Annotated in this window: 16 protein-coding genes; 6 read left to right on the top strand and 10 right to left on the bottom strand. The window is 72.1% G+C overall.

Going from position 1 to position 19380, the window contains the following annotated elements:
* Positions 1-52: 52 nt before the first annotated feature.
* Together FHS34_RS15530 and mshA are read right to left on the bottom strand one after the other, a co-directional pair.
* Positions 53-553, bottom strand: a complete 501-nt coding sequence (locus FHS34_RS15530; RefSeq protein WP_184965482.1) for a type III secretion system chaperone family protein — start codon at positions 551-553, stop codon at positions 53-55.
* Complete coding sequence (gene mshA / locus FHS34_RS15525) at positions 546-1916, bottom strand: D-inositol-3-phosphate glycosyltransferase (protein ID WP_184965480.1); 1371 nt, start codon at positions 1914-1916, stop codon at positions 546-548. Before mshA ends, FHS34_RS15530 begins: the two co-directional genes overlap by 8 nt.
* 226 nt (positions 1917-2142) lie before the next feature.
* On the opposite strand from mshA, the gene FHS34_RS15520 reads away from it, so the two are divergent.
* The 3 genes from FHS34_RS15520 to FHS34_RS15510 all read left to right on the top strand — a co-directional run bounded on the left by FHS34_RS15520 (position 2143) and on the right by FHS34_RS15510 (position 6069).
* On the top strand, positions 2143-2982 hold the full coding sequence (locus FHS34_RS15520) for a class I SAM-dependent methyltransferase (protein ID WP_221508990.1): 840 nt from the start codon (positions 2143-2145) through the stop codon (positions 2980-2982).
* 352 nt (positions 2983-3334) lie between these two features.
* The gene (locus FHS34_RS15515; RefSeq protein ID WP_184965478.1) at positions 3335-4426 is read left to right on the top strand and encodes a C40 family peptidase; all 1092 of its coding nucleotides are present in this window, start codon (positions 3335-3337) and stop codon (positions 4424-4426) included.
* A gap of 341 nt (positions 4427-4767) precedes the next feature.
* The gene (locus FHS34_RS15510; protein WP_184965476.1) at positions 4768-6069 is read left to right on the top strand and encodes a PP2C family protein-serine/threonine phosphatase; all 1302 of its coding nucleotides are present in this window, start codon (positions 4768-4770) and stop codon (positions 6067-6069) included.
* A gap of 198 nt (positions 6070-6267) precedes the next feature.
* Here the strand turns inward: FHS34_RS15510 and FHS34_RS15505 are convergent, their stop codons facing one another.
* The 3 genes from FHS34_RS15505 to FHS34_RS15495 all read right to left on the bottom strand — a co-directional run bounded on the left by FHS34_RS15505 (position 6268) and on the right by FHS34_RS15495 (position 7895).
* On the bottom strand, positions 6268-6615 hold the full coding sequence (locus tag FHS34_RS15505; protein ID WP_184966322.1) for a DUF2516 family protein: 348 nt from the start codon (positions 6613-6615) through the stop codon (positions 6268-6270).
* A 109-nt stretch (positions 6616-6724) separates the two neighbouring features.
* Positions 6725-7324: a hypothetical protein gene (locus tag FHS34_RS15500; protein WP_184965474.1), complete on the bottom strand. Its 600-nt coding sequence runs from the start codon at positions 7322-7324 to the stop codon at positions 6725-6727.
* Positions 7325-7406: 82 nt separating this feature from the next.
* Positions 7407-7895, bottom strand: coding sequence for a helix-turn-helix domain-containing protein (locus tag FHS34_RS15495; RefSeq protein WP_184965472.1), 489 nt, complete (start codon positions 7893-7895; stop codon positions 7407-7409).
* 176 nt (positions 7896-8071) lie between these two features.
* Between FHS34_RS15495 and FHS34_RS15490 the strand changes: the two genes are divergently transcribed.
* The gene (locus tag FHS34_RS15490; protein WP_184965470.1) at positions 8072-10456 is read left to right on the top strand and encodes an ATP-binding cassette domain-containing protein; all 2385 of its coding nucleotides are present in this window, start codon (positions 8072-8074) and stop codon (positions 10454-10456) included.
* A gap of 4 nt (positions 10457-10460) precedes the next feature.
* Here the strand turns inward: FHS34_RS15490 and FHS34_RS15485 are convergent, their stop codons facing one another.
* The 4 genes from FHS34_RS15485 to FHS34_RS15470 all read right to left on the bottom strand — a co-directional run bounded on the left by FHS34_RS15485 (position 10461) and on the right by FHS34_RS15470 (position 16647).
* Positions 10461-12491, bottom strand: coding sequence for a HelD family protein (locus FHS34_RS15485; protein ID WP_184965468.1), 2031 nt, complete (start codon positions 12489-12491; stop codon positions 10461-10463).
* A gap of 50 nt (positions 12492-12541) precedes the next feature.
* Positions 12542-13162 carry a TetR family transcriptional regulator gene (locus FHS34_RS15480; protein WP_184965466.1) on the bottom strand — a complete coding sequence of 207 codons (621 nt, stop codon included), beginning with the start codon at positions 13160-13162 and terminating at the stop codon, positions 12542-12544.
* Positions 13163-13244: 82 nt separating this feature from the next.
* Positions 13245-15467: a phosphotransferase family protein gene (locus FHS34_RS15475; RefSeq protein ID WP_184965465.1), complete on the bottom strand. Its 2223-nt coding sequence runs from the start codon at positions 15465-15467 to the stop codon at positions 13245-13247.
* Positions 15468-15507: 40 nt separating this feature from the next.
* On the bottom strand, positions 15508-16647 hold the full coding sequence (locus tag FHS34_RS15470; protein ID WP_184965463.1) for a phosphotransferase: 1140 nt from the start codon (positions 16645-16647) through the stop codon (positions 15508-15510).
* A gap of 193 nt (positions 16648-16840) precedes the next feature.
* Here FHS34_RS15470 and FHS34_RS15465 point away from each other — a divergent pair, with 193 nt between their 5' ends.
* Both FHS34_RS15465 and FHS34_RS15460 read left to right on the top strand, forming a co-directional pair.
* Positions 16841-17587, top strand: a complete 747-nt coding sequence (locus tag FHS34_RS15465) for an HAD family hydrolase (RefSeq protein ID WP_184965461.1) — start codon at positions 16841-16843, stop codon at positions 17585-17587.
* A gap of 98 nt (positions 17588-17685) precedes the next feature.
* On the top strand, positions 17686-18672 hold the full coding sequence (locus tag FHS34_RS15460; RefSeq protein ID WP_184965459.1) for a hypothetical protein: 987 nt from the start codon (positions 17686-17688) through the stop codon (positions 18670-18672).
* On the opposite strand, the gene FHS34_RS15455 is transcribed toward FHS34_RS15460, so the two are convergent.
* Positions 18669-19304 carry a GntR family transcriptional regulator gene (locus FHS34_RS15455; protein ID WP_184965457.1) on the bottom strand — a complete coding sequence of 212 codons (636 nt, stop codon included), beginning with the start codon at positions 19302-19304 and terminating at the stop codon, positions 18669-18671. The genes FHS34_RS15460 and FHS34_RS15455 overlap by 4 nt on opposite strands.
* Between the last annotated feature and the right edge of the window lie 76 nt (positions 19305-19380).

Here is a 19380-nt window from a genome sequence, read left to right as displayed (position 1 = left end):
GCCCACGCCACGCCGCAGCCGGACCCCTCCTGAACCTCCGGCCGGCTCCGGGTCAGTCCGCCGGGCGCTCGGTCAGGTGCTTGAACGCGTCCAGATTGCGCGTGGACTCGCCGCGCGCGACCCGCCAGGCGTACTCCTTGCGGATCGAGGAGGCGAAGCCCAGCTCCAGCAGGGTGTTGAAGGCGCCGTCGGCCGCTTCCAGGACCTGGCCGAGGAGCCGGTCGATGTCGTCCGGGGTGACGGAGGCGAGGGGCAGACGGGCGGTGACGTAGATGTCGCCGAGGCGGTCGACGGCGTAGCTCACGCCGTAGAGCCTGAGGTTGCGCTCCAGCAGCCAGCGGTGGACGCCCGGCTCGTTCTCGTCGGGGTGGCGGATGACGAAGGCGTTCAGCGACAGGGAGTGCCGGCCGACGCGGAAGGAGACCGTCGTGGACAGCTTGCGGGTGCCGGGGAGCTTGACCACGTAGTTCCCGGGCTCGGGGCTCTCCCACTCCAGCTCGGCGTCCCTGAGGACGTCCTCCAGGATCTGACCGGCCTTCTCCGCATCACCCATGGTGGGAGCGTACGCGACGGCGGTGGGACTGGGTCGCGGCCGTGTAGACGTCGGCGGTGGCGGCGGCGGCCGTGTCCCAGCCGAAGGACTGGGCGTGCCGGGCGGCGGCCCGCCCCATCCGCTCCGCGAGGCCCGGCTCGTCGGCGAACCGGCCCAGCAGGCGCGCGTAGTCGGCCGGATCGTGCCCCTGGACGAGGAACCCGGTCTCGCCGTCGCGCACGGCCACCGGCAGACCGCCGACCGAGGCGGCGAGCACCGGGGTCCCGGCCGCCTGCGCCTCTATGGCGACCAGGCCGAAGGACTCGCTGTACGACGGCATGACGAGGACGGACGCGGCCCGGAACCAGTCCGCCAGCTGCTCCTGGCCGACCGGCGGGCGGAACCGCACGACGTCCGCGATGCCCAGCCGGGCCGCGAGCTTCTGCAGCCCCTCCGGCTTGGCGAGCCCGCTGCCGCTGGGGCCGCCGACGACCGGGACGAGGATGCGGGAGCGCAGCTCGGGCCGGTCCTCCAGCAGGGCGGCCACGGCGCGCAGCAGCACGTCAGGCGCCTTCAGGGGCTGTATGCGGCCCGCGAAGAGCGGGATCAGGGCGTCCGGCGGGAGCCCGAGGCGGGCGCGGGCGGCGGCGCGGGAGCCGTCGGCGGCGGAGTCGTGCGGGCCGCCCGCCGGGAAGGGGCGGAAGCGCTCCAGGTTCACGCCGGGGTGGACGACGGCCACCTTGGCGGGGTCGGCGGCGTAGTGCCGTACCAGCTCGCCGGACTCCTCGGTGGTGTTGGCGATGAGCCGCTCGGCGGCGGCCACGATCTGGGTCTCGCCGATGACCCGGGCGGCGGGCTCGGGGGTGTCGCCGTCGGCCAGGCTGGCGTTCTTGACCTTGGCCATGGTGTGCATGGCGTGCACCAGGGGCACGCCCCAGCGCTGGGCGGCGAGCCAGCCGACGTGGCCGGAGAGCCAGTAGTGCGAGTGGACGAGGTCGTAGTAGCCGGGGCGGTGACCGGCCCACGCCTGCATCACGCCGTGCGTGAAGGCGCACAGCTGGGCCGGGAGGTCCTCCTTGGCGAGCCCCTCGTAGGGACCCGCGTCCACGTGCCGGACGAGGACGCCGGGGGCCAGCTCGACCGCGGGGGGCAGGCCGCCGGCGGTGGCCCGGGTGAAGATCTCGACCTCGATGTTGATCGCGGCCAGCCGCTGGGCCAGCTCCACGATGTAGACGTTCATGCCGCCGGCGTCGCCGGTGCCGGGCTGGTGGAGCGGGGAGGTGTGCACGGAGAGCATGGCGACCCGGCGGGGCCTGCGGTACAGCCGCAGCCGGGCGGCGGCCGACGGGGAGCGTCGCCCGAGCCTGTTGACGTACTGGCTCACCTGGCGGTCCTCCTTGCTGCGGGCATGCCTGCGGAGGGCCCACCGCACCCTCCAAGGGGGTCCAACAGCGAGCGGGTGCCCTGCCATTTCCCGATCAAGCGTCTTTGCCGAATCATTACCCTTTATCGGTCAACCGTTCGACGCGTTCCCGTGTCGGCCGTCACCACCGGCCCGCGGGTACGCCGTCGCCGCCGGTCCGGGGTGCGCCCCGCTTACCCTCGTACGCATGGCAGCCCGCGCAGCGACCCTCCCCCACTCCCGGCATCGGGGGACCCCCGTCGTGGGCACGGTGACGCGCGGGACGACCAACCCGAACCGGCTGCGCCGCATGGACCGCTGGATCGCGGCCACGCACGGCGCCGAGCTGCGCCGCGCGGGCGACCCGGTGGCGGTGGACCTGGGGTACGGCGCCGCGCCCTGGACCGCCGTGGAGCTGCTGACCCGGCTCCGCGCGGCCGCGCCCCGCGCACGCGTGGTCGGCATCGAGATCGAACCGGAACGGGTGGCGGCGGCACGGCCGTACGAGCGGGAGGGGCTCGCCTTCCGGCACGGCGGCTTCGAGATTCCGGTCCCCGGCAATCCGGTGCTCGTCCGGGCCGCCAACGTGCTGCGGCAGTACGACGAGGCCGAGGTCGCCGCGGTGTGGGAGCGGCTGTGCGCACGGCTCGCCCCGGCGGGCGGCGGCTCGCGCGGCGGGCTGCTGGTGGAGGGCACCTGCGACGAGATCGGCCGTCGGCACGTGTGGGTGGCGCTCGGCCCCGAAGGCCCCCGCACCGTCACCTTCGCCACCCGGCTGGGCTCCCTGGACCGTCCCTCCGACCTCGCCGAGCGCCTGCCGAAGGCGCTGATCCACCGCAACGTCCCGGGCGAGCCGGTGCACGCCTTCCTCCGTGACTTCGACCGCGCCTGGGCCGCCGCCGCCCCCTACGCCTCCTACGGCGCCCGGCAGCGCTGGATCCGCGCGGTGCGGGACCTGACGGCCGACTGGCCGGTGACCGACTCCCCGGCCCGCTGGCGGCAGGGCGAAGTGACCGTGGCCTGGGAGGCCTTGGCGCCGGTGCGCTGAACGCCCGGCGCCGACGCGCGGATCGTCCCTGATCCGCCTCGGCGCCCCTGGGCCCGTGGATCGCCGCCCGCCCCGCTTCGGCACCCCGAGTCCGCGGATCACCCCTTGGCCCGTGTCTCCCCCCCCCAAGTCCGCGGAGCCCCTCGCCCCACACCGGCACCTCAAGTCGGTATCGGCGACAAGGGAACGCCCCGCCCGCGTCGTTCGTCACATCGGCGGGGAGATCGCCATACCCGGCGGCCGGTGGGGGAATTCCGCTTTCCGACGGCCTCTGTCGCTTTGCGCGCGACCGTGGCACGATCCCTCGGACGACCGTAAGTTACTGACGGTAAATCAGTTTGGGGGAAGAGGTATGGGTTCGGGCAAGCGCGGCCTCCTCACGGCCGCCCTGACCGTGGTCTGCGCGGTGACCGTCCTCGCGGCGCCGGGCGCGGCGTTCGCGGCACCCGCCCCCACACCCACACCGACGGCCGGCGGATCCCCGTCGCCGACTCCGAGGCCCGGCAAGGACCTTGAGGAGATCCGCGAGAAGCTCGACAAGCTCTACCACGACGCCGCCGTGGCCACCGACGCCTACAACGCGGCCGAGGAGAAGGCCGAGAAGCAGTCCGCCGAGATCGTGGCACTGGCGAAGAAGATCGACCAGGGGCAGCAGCGGCTGGACAGGCTCAAGAACCAGGCGGGCGCCGCGGCCCGGGACCAGTACCGCACCGGCGGCCTGTCGTCCACCGCCCAGTTCCTGCTCAGCGACGACCCGGGGCAGTTCCTCGACGGCGCGGGCCGGGTCCTCCAGGGCCAGCAGGCGGCGACCAAGCTGATGTCCGAAATGACCCGCACCCAGGAGGACTTGCGGCAGTACGCCGCCGACGCCTCCGACCGGTGGAAGAAGCTGGACGCCAACCGCAAGACCAGGGCCGCCGCCAAGAAGAAGATCCAGCAGCAGATCGACGCGGCCGAGAAGCTGGAGTCCCGGCTGGAGAAGAAGGAGAAGGAACGGCTCGCCCAGCTGGAGCGGGAGGCCGCGGACAAGGCGCAGACCGCCTGGCTGGACACCGGCGTCCTCAAGGACATCGACGGCAAGGCCAGCACGCAGGGCAAGAAGGCCGTGCGGTACGCCACCGAGCAGCTCGGCAAGCCGTACGTGTGGGGCGCCGAGGGCCCGGACTTCTTCGACTGCTCGGGCCTGACCTCCCAGGCCTGGGCGACGGCCGGGCACCCCGTCCCGCGCACCTCGCAGGAGCAGTGGAAACAGCTCAGGCACGTCGACGTCAAGGACATGCGCCCCGGCGACCTCATCATCTACTTCGACGACGCCAGCCATGTCGCGATGTACATCGGCGACGGCGCGATCATCCACGCCCCGCGCCCCGGCCGCACGGTGACGATCGCGGGCGCCGGCTCGATGCCCATCCTGGGCGTCGTACGACCGGACGCGTCGGCCTGACGGCCGGGGCGGGCCCCGCGGCGCTCGCGGGTTCCCCGTGACGGGGGCCCCGCACATCCTTCCGGCGCACGCCGCACGCGCCCCCGTGACCCAGGCCACGTGACCCACCGCACCGCCAACCGCCGCCCAAAATCCAGCGGGACGTGAGCTTCGTCATCCCCTTCGGGCGGTCGTCGTGTCCAACTGCGGTACGGATCGCGGCATATGACAGCGGCGGGCGCCGGAGCGACGCGGCTCACACCATTCCATCGGGGCGGTCGCAGCCGCTATGGTCCCGGTCTGGTGGGTCGAGACCCCTCGACACCGCCGTGCCCTCGGGGGGAGGGAAGGAACCCGAAACGATGCCCGTACCCGTACCGCGGCAGAGAGCGATCCCGGCCGTGGAGAGTGGTCAGGCGCAGGCCGCCCACAGTGCCGGCGGCCCCCTCAAGGAAGAGGCCCACCGCGACACCACCGCCGTGCACAGCACCGGCACCACTCTCACCCTGCTGCTGATCGAGGACGATCCGGCCGGCTCGCCGATCGTGCCCGACCTGGTGGACCCGGCCGGCAAGCCCATCCGCGTCCGCACCGCCCGCAACCTCACCGAGGCCGAGCGGCTGCTCACCGACGACGTCCACTGCATCCTGCTGGACCTGGCGCTCCCGGCGCCGGGCGGCAGCGACACCGACGACGAGCTGGCCGTGCTCAAGCACGTCCTCCGGCTCGCGCCCCGGCACGCCGTGCTCGCGCTGACCGCCTCCGCGGACGCCGAGCGCGGCGCCGAGGCCGTGCGCGTGGGCGCACAGGACTACCTCTTCCGGGACGAGCTGGACGGCCGGCTGCTCAGCCGCGCCATCCGCTACGCGGTGGAACGGAAGCGCTCCGACACGGCCGAGCGGCGGCTCGCCGAGGGCCGGCTGCGCGCGCAGGAGAACCGCCGCCTGGAGCGCGGTCTGCTGCCCACCCCGCTGCTGGACGGCTCCTCGCTGCGGTTCGCCGCCCGCTACCGCCCGGGCCGCTCCCGGGCCCTGCTCGGCGGGGACTTCTACGACGCCGTCCGCACCCCGGACGGCACCGTGCACGCCATGATCGGCGACGTCTGCGGGCACGGCCCGGACGAGGCCGCGCTCGGTGTCGAGCTGCGCATCGCCTGGCGGGCACTGACCCTGGCCGGACTGTGCGGGGACGAGCTGCTGAACACCCTGCAGCAGGTGCTGGAGCACGAGCGCGCCGACGAGGAGATCTTCGCGACGGTGTGCACGGTGGACATAGCCCCCGACGGCCGCCGCGCGGGCCTGTGCCTGGCCGGCCATCCGGCGCCGCTGATCGCCCGCCCCGGCCGGACGGCGCGGCTGCTGCCCTACGACAACAACGGCCCCGCCCTGGGCCTGCTGCCCGGTGCCCGCTGGCCGCGGATGCAGGTGGAGCTGGGCGCCGAGTGGAGCCTGATGCTCTACACCGACGGCCTGATCGAGGGCCGGGTCGGTGCGGACGGGGAGCGGCTCGGCCAGGACGGCATGGTGGAGATGATCCGCCGGCAGCTCTCCGAGGGGCTGCGCGGGGAGGAACTGCTGCGGGCCGCGGTGAGCGAGGTCCGGGACCTCAACGGGGGCGAGCTGACCGACGACGTGGCGGTCGTGCTGCTGGACCGGGCGGCGTGAGCGGGGTCGCGAGCGGGTTCGCGCCGTAGGGCCGGCTCGCCGTCGCCGGGTGGCGCTGGGTGGGACCCGTTCGCGCGGTTCCCCGCGCCCCTTCCGGGTCGGCGAGCCATGGCGTGCCTTCAGGGGCGCGGGGACCGCGCGCACGGCCCCTGCGTGCCCGCACCTGCGACGGCAAGGTACTGCCGCGGCGGGATGCCGTCAGCGGCCGCCGTTGTACGGCCCGTACGGCCCGTCGCTGCTGCTTCCGCCGCGCCGGCGGCCCCAGCCGCGGCCGCCGCCGACCCGCTGGAGCGCGGGGCGTACGTCCACGATGTACACGATGCTCGCGACCGCGCCGGCGATCGGCAGGATGGACAGGAGCGAGAACAGATAGCTGACCACGAGCGCGATGCCGAGGATGATCAGCCAGAACACCTTGTTCTGCTTGTCGGCCGCGCGGAACGCGTCCTCGCGCCGGATCGCGGCGTCGAACAGCCCGAACGCGGCCAGGGCCATCAGAATGATCTTCAAGATGCCCATGAAGCCCGCGAAGCCCAACATCAGCATGCTGTCCACCGCCCGTTGAATCCCGATCCCTGCTACGCCGCCACCGTACCCATAGAACGGGCCGGACACCCCAAAGGTGCCCGGCCCGCGTCCGTCTCGCCGGTCGCGGTCACTTGGCCGGCGGGGTGGTCTTCTTCGTGGTGGGGAGCTTGCGGGCGGCCGGTGCCTTCCGCGCCGCGGGCTTCTTCTCCGCGGCGGGCTCGGCCTTCGCCTCGCCCGGCTTCGGCTCGTCGGTCCCGAACCGGACCGGCTCGGGCTTGCCCTCGACGGCGATCGCCAGGTCCTCGATCTCCTCGGCGGCCTCGCCGCGCCAGGTCTTCACGGTCTGCTCGCCGTGCTCGGCGACCCTCTCGTAGGTCTCGCGGGCCTTGACGGCGTACTCGGCGGCGACGCCGACGCCGCGCAGGGCGAGGTCCTGGGCGCTCTCGCCGAGCTTCTTCAGATCGACGTCGAGGGCGCCGATGAACTCGTTGACCTTGGTCTGCAGGGTCTCCTGCGCCTCCTTGGCGCGGGCAGCGGCCTTCTCCTGCACGGCCTTCGGGTCGGTGTTGCGCACGGCCTCGATGCGGGCCGGGGCCTCGACGCGCAGCTGCTCGACCAGGGCCGGCACCTTCTTGGCCTGCTGAATCGCCAGGTCGGCGGTGCCGGCAGCGAAGTAGAGCGGGGTCGGGTCGCTGAGGGTCTTGCGCAGGTCGTCGGTGATGGCCATGGTGAGGGGTCCTCCCGGATCGGATTCGCGTTCGACTGGGTTGATGTGGTCCGCGGCGGGCGTCCGGAGCCCTGGTCCGGCGTTATCCGGCCGTCTGCCGCGGACCGGTGTCCTTTTCGTGCACGACGGCATCGCCTCCGTCGGCCGTACGGCTGCCGCCGCCGGTCCCCTGGTCCATGGACCCGTCCCCGTCCGCCTCGCCCCCGGCGGGCTCGCCGGTCCCGAATCCGTTCTCCTTGCGGAAGGACTCGTAGATCTGCAGAAGCACCTGCTTCTGCCGCTCGTTGAGCGAGGGATCGGCGAGGATGACGGCACGCGTCTCCACCTCGTCGCGGTCCCGTTCGGCGTCCAGGATGCCGGCGCGGACGTACAGGGTCTCGGCGGAGATGCGCAGCGCCTTGGCGACCTGCTGGAGCACCTCCGCGGAGGGCTTGCGCAGCCCGCGCTCGATCTGGCTCAGGTACGGATTGGACACCCCGGCGGCGTCGGCGAGCTGCCGCAGCGACAGCTGGGCGTTGCGCCGCTGCTCGCGCAGGTACTCACCGAGATTGCCGACGTTCAGCGATGCCATGCCTCCACCTTGCCCCACTCTCGCTAACAATTGCAAGCACCTGCTTGCAGGAGTGTGTCGCGCGGCGCCGTCCGCGTGCCCGGGCCGGCCGTGGGACCGGTCAGGAATCGAGAAGCGGCGGGCGGGGCGCCGCGGCTAGCGTTGCGGGGCGGCCCCACGGAGGAGAGACGATGAGCATGACCACGAGGAACGGCGCGGCGGCGGACCCGGCGCACATCGCCGACAGCCATGAGCTGATCCGCGTGCACGGCGCGCGCGAGAACAACCTCAGGGACATCAGCGTCGAGATCCCCAAGCGCCGGCTGACGGTGTTCACGGGCGTCTCCGGCTCGGGCAAGAGCTCACTCGTCTTCGACACCATCGCCGCGGAGTCGCAGCGGCTGATCAACGAGACGTACAGCACGTTCGTCCAGGGCTTCATGCCCACGCTGGCGCGGCCCGACGTCGACGTGCTCGACGGACTGACCACCGCGATCATCGTCGACCAGCAGCGGATGGGCGCCGACCCGCGCTCCACGGTCGGCACGGCCACCGACGCCAACGCCATGCTGCGCATCCTCTTCAGCCGGCTCGGCACCCCGCACATCGGGCCGGCCAAGGCGTTCTCCTTCAACGTCGCCTCGATCAGCGGCGCGGGCGCGGTCACCGTGGAGCGCGGCGGGAAGACGGTCAAGGAGCGCCGCGCGTTCAGTGTCACCGGCGGCATGTGCCCGCGCTGCGAGGGCCGGGGCACGGTCACCGACATCGACCTGACCCAGCTCTACGACGAGGACAAGGCGCTGAGCGAGGGCGCGCTCACCATCCCCGGCTACAAGACGGGCGGCTGGAACCACCGCCTCTACACCGAGTCGGGCCTCTACGACGCGGACAGACCGATCCGCACGTTCACCAAGCGGCAGCTGGACGACTTCCTGTACCGCGAGCCGACCCGGATGAAGATCGCGGGCATCAACATGACCTACGAGGGTCTGGTCCCGCGGATCCAGAAGTCGATGCTCGCCAAGGACCGGGAGGCGATGCAGCCGCACATCCGGGAGTTCGTGGACCGGGCGGTCACCTTCACGGCCTGTCCCGAGTGCGACGGCACCCGGCTCAGCGAGGCGGCCCGCTCCTCGAAGATCAAGGGCATCAGCATCGCCGACGCCTGCGCCATGCAGATCAGCGACCTGGCCGAGTGGGTGCGCGGGCTGGCGGAGCCGTCCGTCGCGCCGCTGCTCATCGCGCTGGGCGAGACCCTCGACTCGTTCGTGGAGATCGGCCTCGGCTATCTCTCCCTCGACCGGCCCTCGGGCACCCTCTCGGGCGGCGAGGCGCAGCGTACGAAGATGATCCGCCACCTCGGCTCCTCGCTGACCGATGTCACGTACGTCTTCGACGAGCCGACCACTGGCCTGCACCCGCATGACATCCGGCGGATGAACGACCTGCTGCTGCGGCTGCGGGACAAGGGCAACACGGTGCTCGTCGTGGAGCACAAGCCGGAGGTCATCGCGATCGCCGACCATGTGGTGGACCTCGGCCCCGGCGCCGGCACGGCGGGCGGCACCGTCTGCTTCGAGGGCGGCGTCGCCGGACTGCGGGCGAGCGGCACGCTCACCGGCCGGCACCTGGACGACCGGGCGGCGCTGAAGAAGACGGTGCGCGAGCCGGCCGGGACGCTGGAGATCCGCGGCGCTTCGACGCACAACCTGCGGGATGTCGACGTGGACGTGCCGCTCGGCGTGCTGACCGTCGTCACCGGCGTCGCCGGCTCCGGAAAGAGTTCGCTCATCCACGGGTCGGTCCCGGCCCGGGAGGGCGTCGTCTCGGTCGACCAGGCTCCGATCCGCGGCTCGCGGCGCAGCAACCCGGCGACGTACACGGGGCTGCTGGAGCCGATCCGCAAGGCGTTCGCCAAGGCCAACGGGGTGAAGCCGGCGCTGTTCAGCGCCAACTCCGAGGGGGCCTGCCCCGGATGCAACGGCGCCGGTGTCGTCTACACCGACCTGGCGATGATGGCCGGGGTCGCCACGACCTGCGAGGACTGCGAGGGCAAGCGGTTCGAGGCGTCGGTGCTGGAGTACCACCTCGGGGGCCGGGACATCAGCGAGGTGCTGGCGATGCCGGTGTCGGAGGCCGAGGAGTTCTTCGGCGCCGGGGAGGCCCGGACCCCGGCCGCCCACCGGATCCTGCGGAACATGGCCGACGTCGGCCTCGGCTACCTCACGCTCGGGCAGCCGCTCACCACGCTCTCCGGTGGTGAGCGGCAGCGGCTGAAGCTGGCCACGCACATGGCCGAGAAGGGCGGGATCTACGTCCTGGACGAGCCGACCACCGGGCTGCACCTGGCCGATGTGGAGCAGTTGCTGGGCCTGCTCGACCGGTTGGTGGACGCGGGCAAGTCGGTGATCGTCATCGAGCACCACCAGGCGGTCATGGCGCACGCGGACTGGATCATCGACCTCGGTCCCGGTGCGGGCCACGACGGCGGCCGGATCGTCTTCGAGGGCACGCCGGCGGAGCTGGTAGCCGCGCGGTCCACGGTGACGGGGGAGCACTTGGCGGAGTACGTCGCCGGGTGACGCCTCAGAAGGGCAGCGGCCGGGCGTGGACCACGTCCAGGCGGGAGACTGCCCGGGTCAGGACCACGTAGAGGCGGTGGAGGCCCCGCTCCTCCGCCTCTGCCACGGTGGCCGGTTCGACGGCGACGACGTGGTCGTACTCCAGGCCCTTGACCACGCTCGCGGGTACGACGGTCAGCCGGGCGCCGAGCGCGTCCGGTCCGGCCGGGTCGAGGCCGGCTTCGGTGAGCGCCGCCCGCACCCGGTCCGCGTCCGCGTCGGCCGTGACCACCCCGACCGAGCCCTCCCGGGCCAGGGCGTCGCGTACGGCGGCGACGGTCGTGCCGAGCAGGTCCTCGGCCGGCCGGAGAGTCAGCTCCCCGTCGGTGCGCAGCGAGGTGGCGGCGGGTACGGCGACGCCGAGGCGGGCGAGCAGCCGGTTGGCCAGCCCCACGACCGCCGCCGGCACCCGGAACCCCGTGGTCAGCGGCACCACGACCGCGTCCGGCCGGCCGAGGTGGCGCAGCTGCACGGACCAGTCCCGGGCGGCCCACGGGGTGGTGCCCTGGGCGAGGTCGCCGAGGACGGTCAGCGAGCCGAAGACCGCGCGGCGGGCGATGGCCCGGCACTCCATCGGCGACAGGTCCTGGGCCTCGTCCACGACGATGTGACCGTAGCCCTCGGGGTGTTCGATCAGCCCGGCGAGTTCGTCGAGCAGGACCAGGTCGGCGGCCGACCAGCGGGCCGATTTGTACGACCGCGGCGGCCGGGGCCACAGCAGCGCCGCCTGCTCGCCGGGGTCCAGCAGGCCGTCCGCGGCCCGGGCCAGCGCCGCGCCGTCGGTGAGGAGTCCGGCGAGGATTTCCTCGGGGCGGACCTTCGGCCAGACCGCGTCGAGGTGGGCGGTGAGCGGCCGGGCCCGTTCGACGCGGCGCACCCAGGCGGCGGGCAGTACCCCGGAGCGCCGTTCGGCCTGCTCGCGCAGCCGCCGTACCACCCGGGTGCGTACCCGCTCACGGCCGATGGCGTAGGGCGGTTCCTCGGCGCGGACCTCGGCGACGAGGCCGGCCAGTTCGCCGGCGGGCACCCGCCACCGGTAGGAGCCGTCCGGTACGGCGAGGTCCGTGACGCCGTCGGTGGTCACGCGCGCGTACAGGGCCCGGCGCAGCACCTCGGCCATGCGCGGGTCGTGTTTGACGGTGGCCGTGGGAACGGGATCGGTGCCGGTGACCGGGTGCCGGGTGATCTCCGCCAGGAGGGTCGACTGGCGGACGCCCGTCTCGCCGAGCGAGGGCAGGACCTCGGCGATGTAGCGCAGGAAGGTGCGGTTGGGGCCGAGGATGAGCAGGCCGGAGCGCTGGAGCCGCTTGGGGTGGGTGTACAGGAGGTAGGCGGCGCGGTGCAGGCCGACGGCGGTCTTGCCGGTGCCGGGCGCCCCCTGGACGCACACCGAGTCGGTGAGGGCGGCGCGTACGAGGTCGTCCTGCTCGGGCTGGATGGTGGCGGCGATGTCCCGCATGGGTCCGACGCGGGGCCGCTCGATCTCGCGGGCCACGATGTCGCTGGTCCGTGACTCGCCCCGGCCCAGGTGCTCGTCCTCCAGCCCGGTGAGGTCGGCGGACGCGCCGCGGCTGCCCGGCGCCCAGCCGAACCGGCGCCGGGTCCCGACGCCCCGCGGGTCGCGGGCGCTCGCCTGGTAGAAGGCGCGGGAGACGGGGGCCCGCCAGTCGATGACGAGGGGCGGGGCGGCCGGGTCCTCGGTGATGCGCAGCCGGCCGACGTGGTAGCTCTGGCCGCCGTGCTCGGGGTCACCGCCGGTGAAGTCGAGCCGGCCGAAGAACAGCGGGCCCGGCGGGAGTTCGCGCATGGCCTTGGCCTGGCTGCGCAGGCGGTGGCCGAGGACCTCGGCGTCGGCTCCGGAGGCGGAGACGTCCTCGCCGATGACGACCTGTTCGGCGGCTCCCTCGACCATCGCGGTGAGGGCCGTGCGGCAGGTGTCGTGGTAGGCGCGCTCGGTGTGCAGGGTGTCCGTGAGGGCGGGCTCGAGTGACGTCATGACGCCAGCCTATCCGCAAAACGTTACCGAGTTACTTTTTTAACCGAGTCTCAGTCAGTGTCGGTGGATCCCGGCTCCGCGAGCGCCCCGGCCAGCCGCCGGAACGCCCGCTCGGCGGCCCGGACGGCGTCCGGCGCCACCTCCTCGACCGGCTCCCCCGCCGCGACCCGTCGCCAGTTCTCCTGGGCGAGGACGCGCTGGACCGCGGTGATCTGCCCGGCGGCCAGCCGCGCGTCCAGCCCGCCTCCGAGCGCCTCGGCGAGCGCCGCCTCCGACCGCTCCATATGCGCGTACGCCCGCGCCACCAGGGACGGAGTGCCGTAGAGCAGGGTGTGGAAGGCGAGCACCTCGGGGTGGTCGTTCAGCCCGGTGACCGGATCGCGCCGCTCCAGCCCGGCGAGGAAGCTCCGGCGCAGCGCGTCCACCGGGTCGGCCGCACCGGCGACCAGCCGCGCGGCCTCCGTCTCGTGGTCCGCGATCCGGTGCAGGACCAGGTCCTCCTTGGCCGGGAAGTACCGGAACAGGGTCGGCTTGGAGATCCCGGCCGCGGCGGCGACCTCCGCCACGGACACCGCGTCGAAGCCGCGCTCCAGGAACAGCCGTACGGCGATGTCCGACACGTCCTGGTACATCCGCCGCTTCTTGCGCTCACGCAGACCCATCTCGCCCATGCCGCCGAGCCTACGCACCGCGCGGCGGTGCACGACGGACGCCGGCGTCCCCGGCGGAACGGCCTCGGTTCGTCGCGGTCCGCTATGCCAGGGCACGAGCGAGGTACGGATTCGCCCTCGGCCGGACGGTCAGGCCCAAAGACGCGGTGGCCGCCGAGAGGGTCATGGCGTACGAGTCGACCGCGCGGCGCACGTTCGGCGCGTCGAGCCCCTTCCGGGTGGCCATGCGGTCCAGGTCCACGTAGGCCGAGCGGACGATCTCGATCCAGCGGTACACCTGCACGTCGTGCTGCCAGTCGCAGGTGTACCGCGCGGGCAGCAGGCGCTCCCAGCGGCGGAACATCCGGTGGCGGATCTCCGGCCGGGTCGGGGTCAGGTGCATGTGCCGGACCAGGTCGTACAGCGGATCGCCGACCAGGGCCATCTCCCAGTCGATGAGCCTCAGGCCGAGACGGTCCTCCCGGCGCACCAGGTTCCAGGGGTGAAGATCGCCGTGCAGCAGGGCGGGAGCGCGTTCGGCCACCCTGTGCCGGGCGAGGATCCCGTGGAGCCGGGCGGCGTCGGGCAGGCCGAGGAAGCGGGCCAGCTGCCGGGACTCCTCGGGCAGACCGGCGACCAGCGCGACGAGCTGGTCGCTGAGCCAGTGATAGAAGCCGGTCCGACCCGTCACCGGGTCGATGGCGGTGTAGTCGATCGCCGTCAGCCCGGCGAGCTGATCGACGAGGGCGTCCGCCTCGTGCGGGCGCAGTCCGCCCACCGGATGGCTCGGGTACTGCCAGGGGCCGGGGGGTCCCTCGTAGGTGAGGATGGTGAACCGGTCGTCGAGACGCGTCCGGCCCCCGCCGCTCCCGGTCAGGTTCTGCCCCAGCGCGAGCACCCGGGGCGCGTTCACCGGCACGGCAGACCGCTCGATCGCCCGGAGCACCGCGTGCTCGCTGAGGTAACTGGGCTCCCGACGGCCGGCGTCCACCCGTGGACGGCGAACCACCACGGGGCAGTCGATGCCCGCGACCCGGACGACCGAGTTCACATGCGTGACGCCCTTGAACACCTGGGCGGACGGGGCCGCGGCCTCCAGTGCCAGGGCCTCCGCGACCGCGGAGTCCGGGAAATCCGGGCGCTCGGGAAGGCGCCGGTCGGGCACCCAGGCGACCGGCGTGCGGATCCGGCCCCGCCGGCCCTCGCCGAGTGCCTGCGCGGCCGCACGCCAGCGCAGCAGAACACTCTCGATCTCCCCCGTCCCAGGCACCCGGGAGAGCCGCAGCGGCTCCGCGGCGGCCTCCAGGGCGCTCGTCACGGCGTTCGTCGCCCTGTCCAGACTCCGCTGGTCGAAGGAACCCTCCAGGGACTTCGCCGCCCGCATCACGTCCGGGTAGACAGACTGCGCCCGCTCGAAGTCCACGTAGTGCCGCAGATCCCCGGCCAGCCCTCGTGCGGCGGCGGGCCGGACCTTCCCCACGGCCTCCGCCCAGGCCCCCACGACCTCGTCCCACTGATGGTGCGGGTACTGCATCCGGACCAGGTGGGTCGCGAGATCGTGCAGGGGGTCGCCGTAGGTGGCCAGTTCCCAGTCGACGCATATGAGGGGCGGATCACCGCCGTACGACATGATCACGTTGTCGCGGTGCAGGTCGGCGTGGAGCAGGCTGAACGGCCGCCGGGTCATGACGGGCACCCGGCCCGCGAACTCGGTCAGGGCGGTCTCCGGGACGCCGAGGGTCATGAACAGACCGCCGAAGTAGGGCCAGTTGGGCTGCCGGACCTGGGTCTCCGCCAGGTGGGCCAGCGTCCGCAGGAAGCCCTGGCTGTCGGCGTGGTCCTCGGGCCAGACCCGCGGCAGGGCGGGCAGACGGCCCGGGCGGACCCGGGCGGTGCCGGCCAGCAGCCCGGCCAGCGCCTTGATCAGCATTCCGTCCACCGGCATCCCGTTGGGGCAGATCGACGAGAGCGGCACCCCCTCCACATAGCTGTGGACGGCGAACCCGTCCCCCTGGGCCAGGCACTCCGGCACATTGGGCAGCGCCACCCGGAGGGCCCGGAGGATCGCCGGCTCGTCGTCCCAGGTCCGGATCACCACGGGCAGTGCGTCCACCCGCCGGACGCGCGCGGTCACCAAAGTACCCGCCGCACGGCCGACCAGCTGTGCCATCCGATCCGTCAGCGGCAGCACGTAGTTGTGGTTGTGGAAGCCGTGGGTCACCCGCCCTTCTTCGTAGGCGAACTCGAGGAATGCTTCCAGCACGGCGGCGGCCCGGACACCGTCGGCACGCCCCGGCCGGGTGCGGGGTTCGGGTGGTGCGTCCACTGGCCGCTCCTGGTGCTCCGGCGGAGAACGGACGTAGTACTCACACGATACGGCCGGCGCCGCTCGGCCCCGCCGGAATCACGGCAGACCTCGCCGCCGCGGACCCGTGCTCGCGACACCAGCGCACAAGTGCCGAAGCGATCCTGCGGGTTCCGGGAACCGGGTCGAGCCCGAGCGGCAGCGCGGCGTCCGCCAGGACCCCGCGCAGCCTGAACGCGGCCGGGGCGATCTGCCGCCGGCCCACCTCCGGACCGGCGTCCAGGTGCAGGGCCGTCCGGATCACGTCGGTGAAGACGGACTGCGCCCTCTTGTAGGCGAGCAGACGTCCCAGATCGCCCTCCCAGCCGCCGGCGCTGCCGGCCCTGACCCCTTCGACGGTCTCGCACCAGTGCCGGACGACGGCACGCACCTGCCGTGCGGGGTAGCGCATCAGATGGAGGTGGGTCGCCAGGTCGTACAGCGGGTCGCCGAACATCGCCAGCTCCCAGTCGATCGTCCACAGACGCTGCATGGCGTCGACGATGAAGTTCTCGCGGTGCAGATCGGCGTGCAGCAGGCAGAACGGCCGTTCCTTGAGGCCGGAAACGTTCTTTCGCAGGTACCTGAACGACTCCGCTCCCAGCCCGAGGTCCTCGAACAGTCCGGCGAACCTCTGCTGGTTCGCGAGATAGACGCGCTGCTCGGTGAAATGGACGAGACGCTCCAGGAAGCCGTCGGTGTCGCCGTCCTCGGGACGGTCGTCCGGCTCGCAGCGCCGATCCGCCGCGAGCGCGTCGGGCCGGACCGAGACCAACTGCCGGAACAGAGTCATGATCTGGCGGAGGTAGACATCGGGGACCGCGGCACCCGACCGGTGGAAAGAGCCGAGCGTGTGCCCTTCGATGAAGCGCTGCAGCCCGATTCCACCCACCTGGATGATGTCGGGAATCCCCTGGATCAGCCCCCTGAGGCCCTGCAACAGCTGCTCCTCCGACGTGAAGCAGCGGCGGTCGAACCAGAGCAGGTCGGCCCGCGGTTCCCGGCATTTCCATCGCCCCGACCGCTCGTCCTCCATGGCGTCGGACAGCGGGAACACGTAGGTCTCGTGGTGGTAGCCGTGGAGCGGTCCCTCGACCGTACTCTCGTCACCACTCGCCTCGACCGCGTGCAGTCGGGCAAGGGAAGGTGGTTCGGGTGGCATTTCCTGTTTCTCTCGCCATGCCCCTGCCGAAGGAGGCTGAAGTGGGAGCACGGTACTCCTCTTCGGGCGGTTTCCGTGTCAGACCTCCACGACACGACGGGGCCGACCGGGACCCGCAGGCCGAGGTGAGCTGCGGTGCTGGCCGCGACGCCCGGCGTGGTCCACACTGGCCGAGGGGACAGGAGGAGGACCCATGGGCAGCGCAGTCGACCAACGTGCGGCTCTCCAGCGGTTGCTGGCAGACGTGCGTGCCGTGCTGCTCGACTTCGACGGCCCGGTCACCGACCTGTTCGGTGACGAGTCGACGGCTCCGGTCGCCCGCAAGATCAAGACGACCGTACGGGCGCTCTGGGGAACCCTCGATGCCGATGTCCAGGAATGCGACGACTCCCATGGCATCCTGCGCCGCCTGAGGGACATGTACGACCGGCCGGCCCCTGGGCCACGCGACCCGCGAGCCCTCGTGGCGGCCGAGGCCATCGTCACCGACTACGAGTACGAAGCCGTCAAGTCGGCCGTTCCGGCGCCCCGGGTGGGCCGCCTCATCGACGCACTCTTCGACCGCAAGCTCCCCCTCGTGATCGTCAGCAACAACGCGGACGGCCCCATCTGGGAGTTCCTCAAGGGCGAGCGGCTCCAGCGGCAGGCCAAGATCGACTTCGTCGTGGGGCGGGACCCGTTCGAACTCCGGCACATGAAGCCAGACCCCGATCCGGTGTACCGCGCCATGGAACATCTCGGCCTGCCCGGCGGATCCTGCCTCCTCGTCGGGGACCAGCTGACGGACCTCGAGGCCGCCCGGGCGGCCGGCGCCCTCTTCCTGGGCTATACGCAGTCACCCGAACGCGCGGCGGAGATGCTGGACCTGGGCGCCGATTGCGTCGTGTCCTCGCACGAGCCCCTCATCGAGGCCGTGAAGAGCTTGCCCGGTCCCAACTGACCCCTTTTTAGCGGCACGACGACCCGGGCATGATGGTTCCCAGGGGATCCACGGGGACTCGCGCCGGACGGCAGCAGCGGCGCGCACAGGGGGTACGAGTGTCTTCTCGCAGTCCGGGCGGCAACGGGCCCAGCAGACTCGACCGTATCCGGTACACGCTCAGCGAGTGGAAACCCCGCCTCGTCAAGTCCCTGCTCGCACTGGTGGCCGCCCTCGGAGTCGCCGCCGAACTCATCGAGCCGCTCGGCAACGCGCTCAAGGGTCAGCAATTACTGGGAGGATCCTTCGCGGCGCTGATCGCGCTCGTCCTTTTCGACGCCATCAGTGAGCCGGAGTCGAAAGAGGTACCGGGCGTCTATGTGTTCGCCGACCGGAACAAACTGCACGACGAGTTCAGGGAGGCGTTCGAGGCCCGCCGCGTACGTGTCGACTTCTCCGGCTTCACCATGGAGACACTGCTCGAGGCGCTCGCCGTGCCGCTGGGAAAGATGGCCGACCGCGAGGTGCGCACGGTCGAACTGAAGTTATGCCTCATCATCGCCCATCTCAACCTTCCGATGGGACTCCCGGGCGGCCTCGTACCCGCACCGCGGAACGGGGACTCCGAGACCACGAGGTTCTATTTCCGGGACTCCCCGGAGAACCGCGAACGCATGCGGGAGGAGTTCACGGAGCGGAATTGGTCCAGACTCAAGGCCCTGCTCAACCAAGTGCAGGACCGGAATCCGCACATGACCATATCCTGCGAGGTCCGGGAGTCGCCGCAGATACCGGAGCGGAAGATGTACATCCTGAATCAGGAGAGGGTCTTCACCACTCCGTACGGGATCGAACCGCACAACATCGACTGGCGGGGCAGCGCCTACGAGATCCTCGACACCCCGGGGTTCGCACCGCTGTACGGCCGGGCTCGCTACATCGGCTGGGACCTGCGTTCGACATCGCGCTCGACCAAGCAGATCGCGGAACACCACATGGAGTGTCACCGGAACCTGTGGAAGAAGCTCGCCGAGATCAAGCCGGAGCGGCCGGTGATCAGTGACCCGCGGTGGACGCGTCCGAGACGACAGGACGCATCCTCCTAGCGGGACTCTTCCGAGAGCAGCGTCCAGACCCCTTCGAACCAGTCGGTCATCGTGTCCACGAAGACCGAGCCCGGGGAGTCGGGCCTGCCGTCGCGCACATGCCGGGTGAGCGTGGCCCCGAGGCCGAGGACGTCCACGGCCACGACCTCCTCGCCCGTGTCGAGTACCACCGGGCGCTCGACGGGTATGTAGGCGCCGTGCAGCACCTCGTCGCCGTTGAGGACGTACAGCTTGAACGCCGGTGTCAGCGTGACGTGCCGGAACTCGTACTCCACCGACGGGACCAGCTTCTCGGTACGCAGTTCGCCGAGGACCCTGCGCAGCGAGGCGGCGTGCCGTTCCGCGATGCCGCGCAGCCGGTCCTTCAGCAGGGCGTCGTACCCGGCGTCCCTGCCCCGCGGGTGCGGCAGCAGCTCCATGGCGGCGGGCGAGGGGAGCAGCATGCGCAGGGCGATGCGCCGGGGCTCGATGATGTTGGCCCGGATGCGCTCGGCCTGCGCGTGAATGTGGATGTCCACGCTCTCCGAGGTCAGCGTGTAGATGTCCAGCGTCACCTCGCTGCGCTCGAACGCCTCGGCGATCAGCGGGCCCAGCGTCATCGGGTGCCGGGACCGACCGGCCGTGTCCGTCACAGCCTGTTGGTACCTCTCTCGGTCCTGGGGCAAACAGCACCCGGCGGGCGACCGGCCCACTTGCCGGGGGCCGGGG

The sequence above is a fragment of the Streptomyces echinatus genome, assembly GCF_014203595.1.
Classification (GTDB): domain Bacteria; phylum Actinomycetota; class Actinomycetes; order Streptomycetales; family Streptomycetaceae; genus Streptomyces; species Streptomyces echinatus.
Note: the sequence above shows the minus strand (reverse complement) of the source record. Positions and strands in the feature narration are given on the sequence as shown.

Bases quoted from the DNA above. Each gene is read 5' to 3' on its own strand.
- FHS34_RS15505 (WP_184966322.1), bottom strand. From the start codon at position 6,615: ATGCTGATGTTGGGCTTCGCGGGCTTCATGGGCATCTTGAAGATCATT.
- FHS34_RS15500 (WP_184965474.1), bottom strand. From the start codon at position 7,324: ATGGCCATCACCGACGACCTGCGCAAGACCCTCAGCGACCCGACCCCG.
- FHS34_RS15490 (WP_184965470.1), top strand. From the start codon at position 8,072: ATGACCACGAGGAACGGCGCGGCGGCGGACCCGGCGCACATCGCCGAC.
- FHS34_RS15485 (WP_184965468.1), bottom strand. From the start codon at position 12,491: ATGACGTCACTCGAGCCCGCCCTCACGGACACCCTGCACACCGAGCGC.
- FHS34_RS15515 (WP_184965478.1), top strand. From the start codon at position 3,335: ATGGGTTCGGGCAAGCGCGGCCTCCTCACGGCCGCCCTGACCGTGGTC.
- FHS34_RS15510 (WP_184965476.1), top strand. From the start codon at position 4,768: ATGCCCGTACCCGTACCGCGGCAGAGAGCGATCCCGGCCGTGGAGAGT.
- FHS34_RS15495 (WP_184965472.1), bottom strand. From the start codon at position 7,895: ATGGCATCGCTGAACGTCGGCAATCTCGGTGAGTACCTGCGCGAGCAG.
- FHS34_RS15530 (WP_184965482.1), bottom strand. From the start codon at position 553: ATGGGTGATGCGGAGAAGGCCGGTCAGATCCTGGAGGACGTCCTCAGG.
- FHS34_RS15480 (WP_184965466.1), bottom strand. From the start codon at position 13,162: ATGGGCGAGATGGGTCTGCGTGAGCGCAAGAAGCGGCGGATGTACCAG.
- FHS34_RS15465 (WP_184965461.1), top strand. From the start codon at position 16,841: ATGGGCAGCGCAGTCGACCAACGTGCGGCTCTCCAGCGGTTGCTGGCA.
- FHS34_RS15520 (WP_221508990.1), top strand. From the start codon at position 2,143: ATGGCAGCCCGCGCAGCGACCCTCCCCCACTCCCGGCATCGGGGGACC.
- FHS34_RS15470 (WP_184965463.1), bottom strand. From the start codon at position 16,647: ATGCCACCCGAACCACCTTCCCTTGCCCGACTGCACGCGGTCGAGGCG.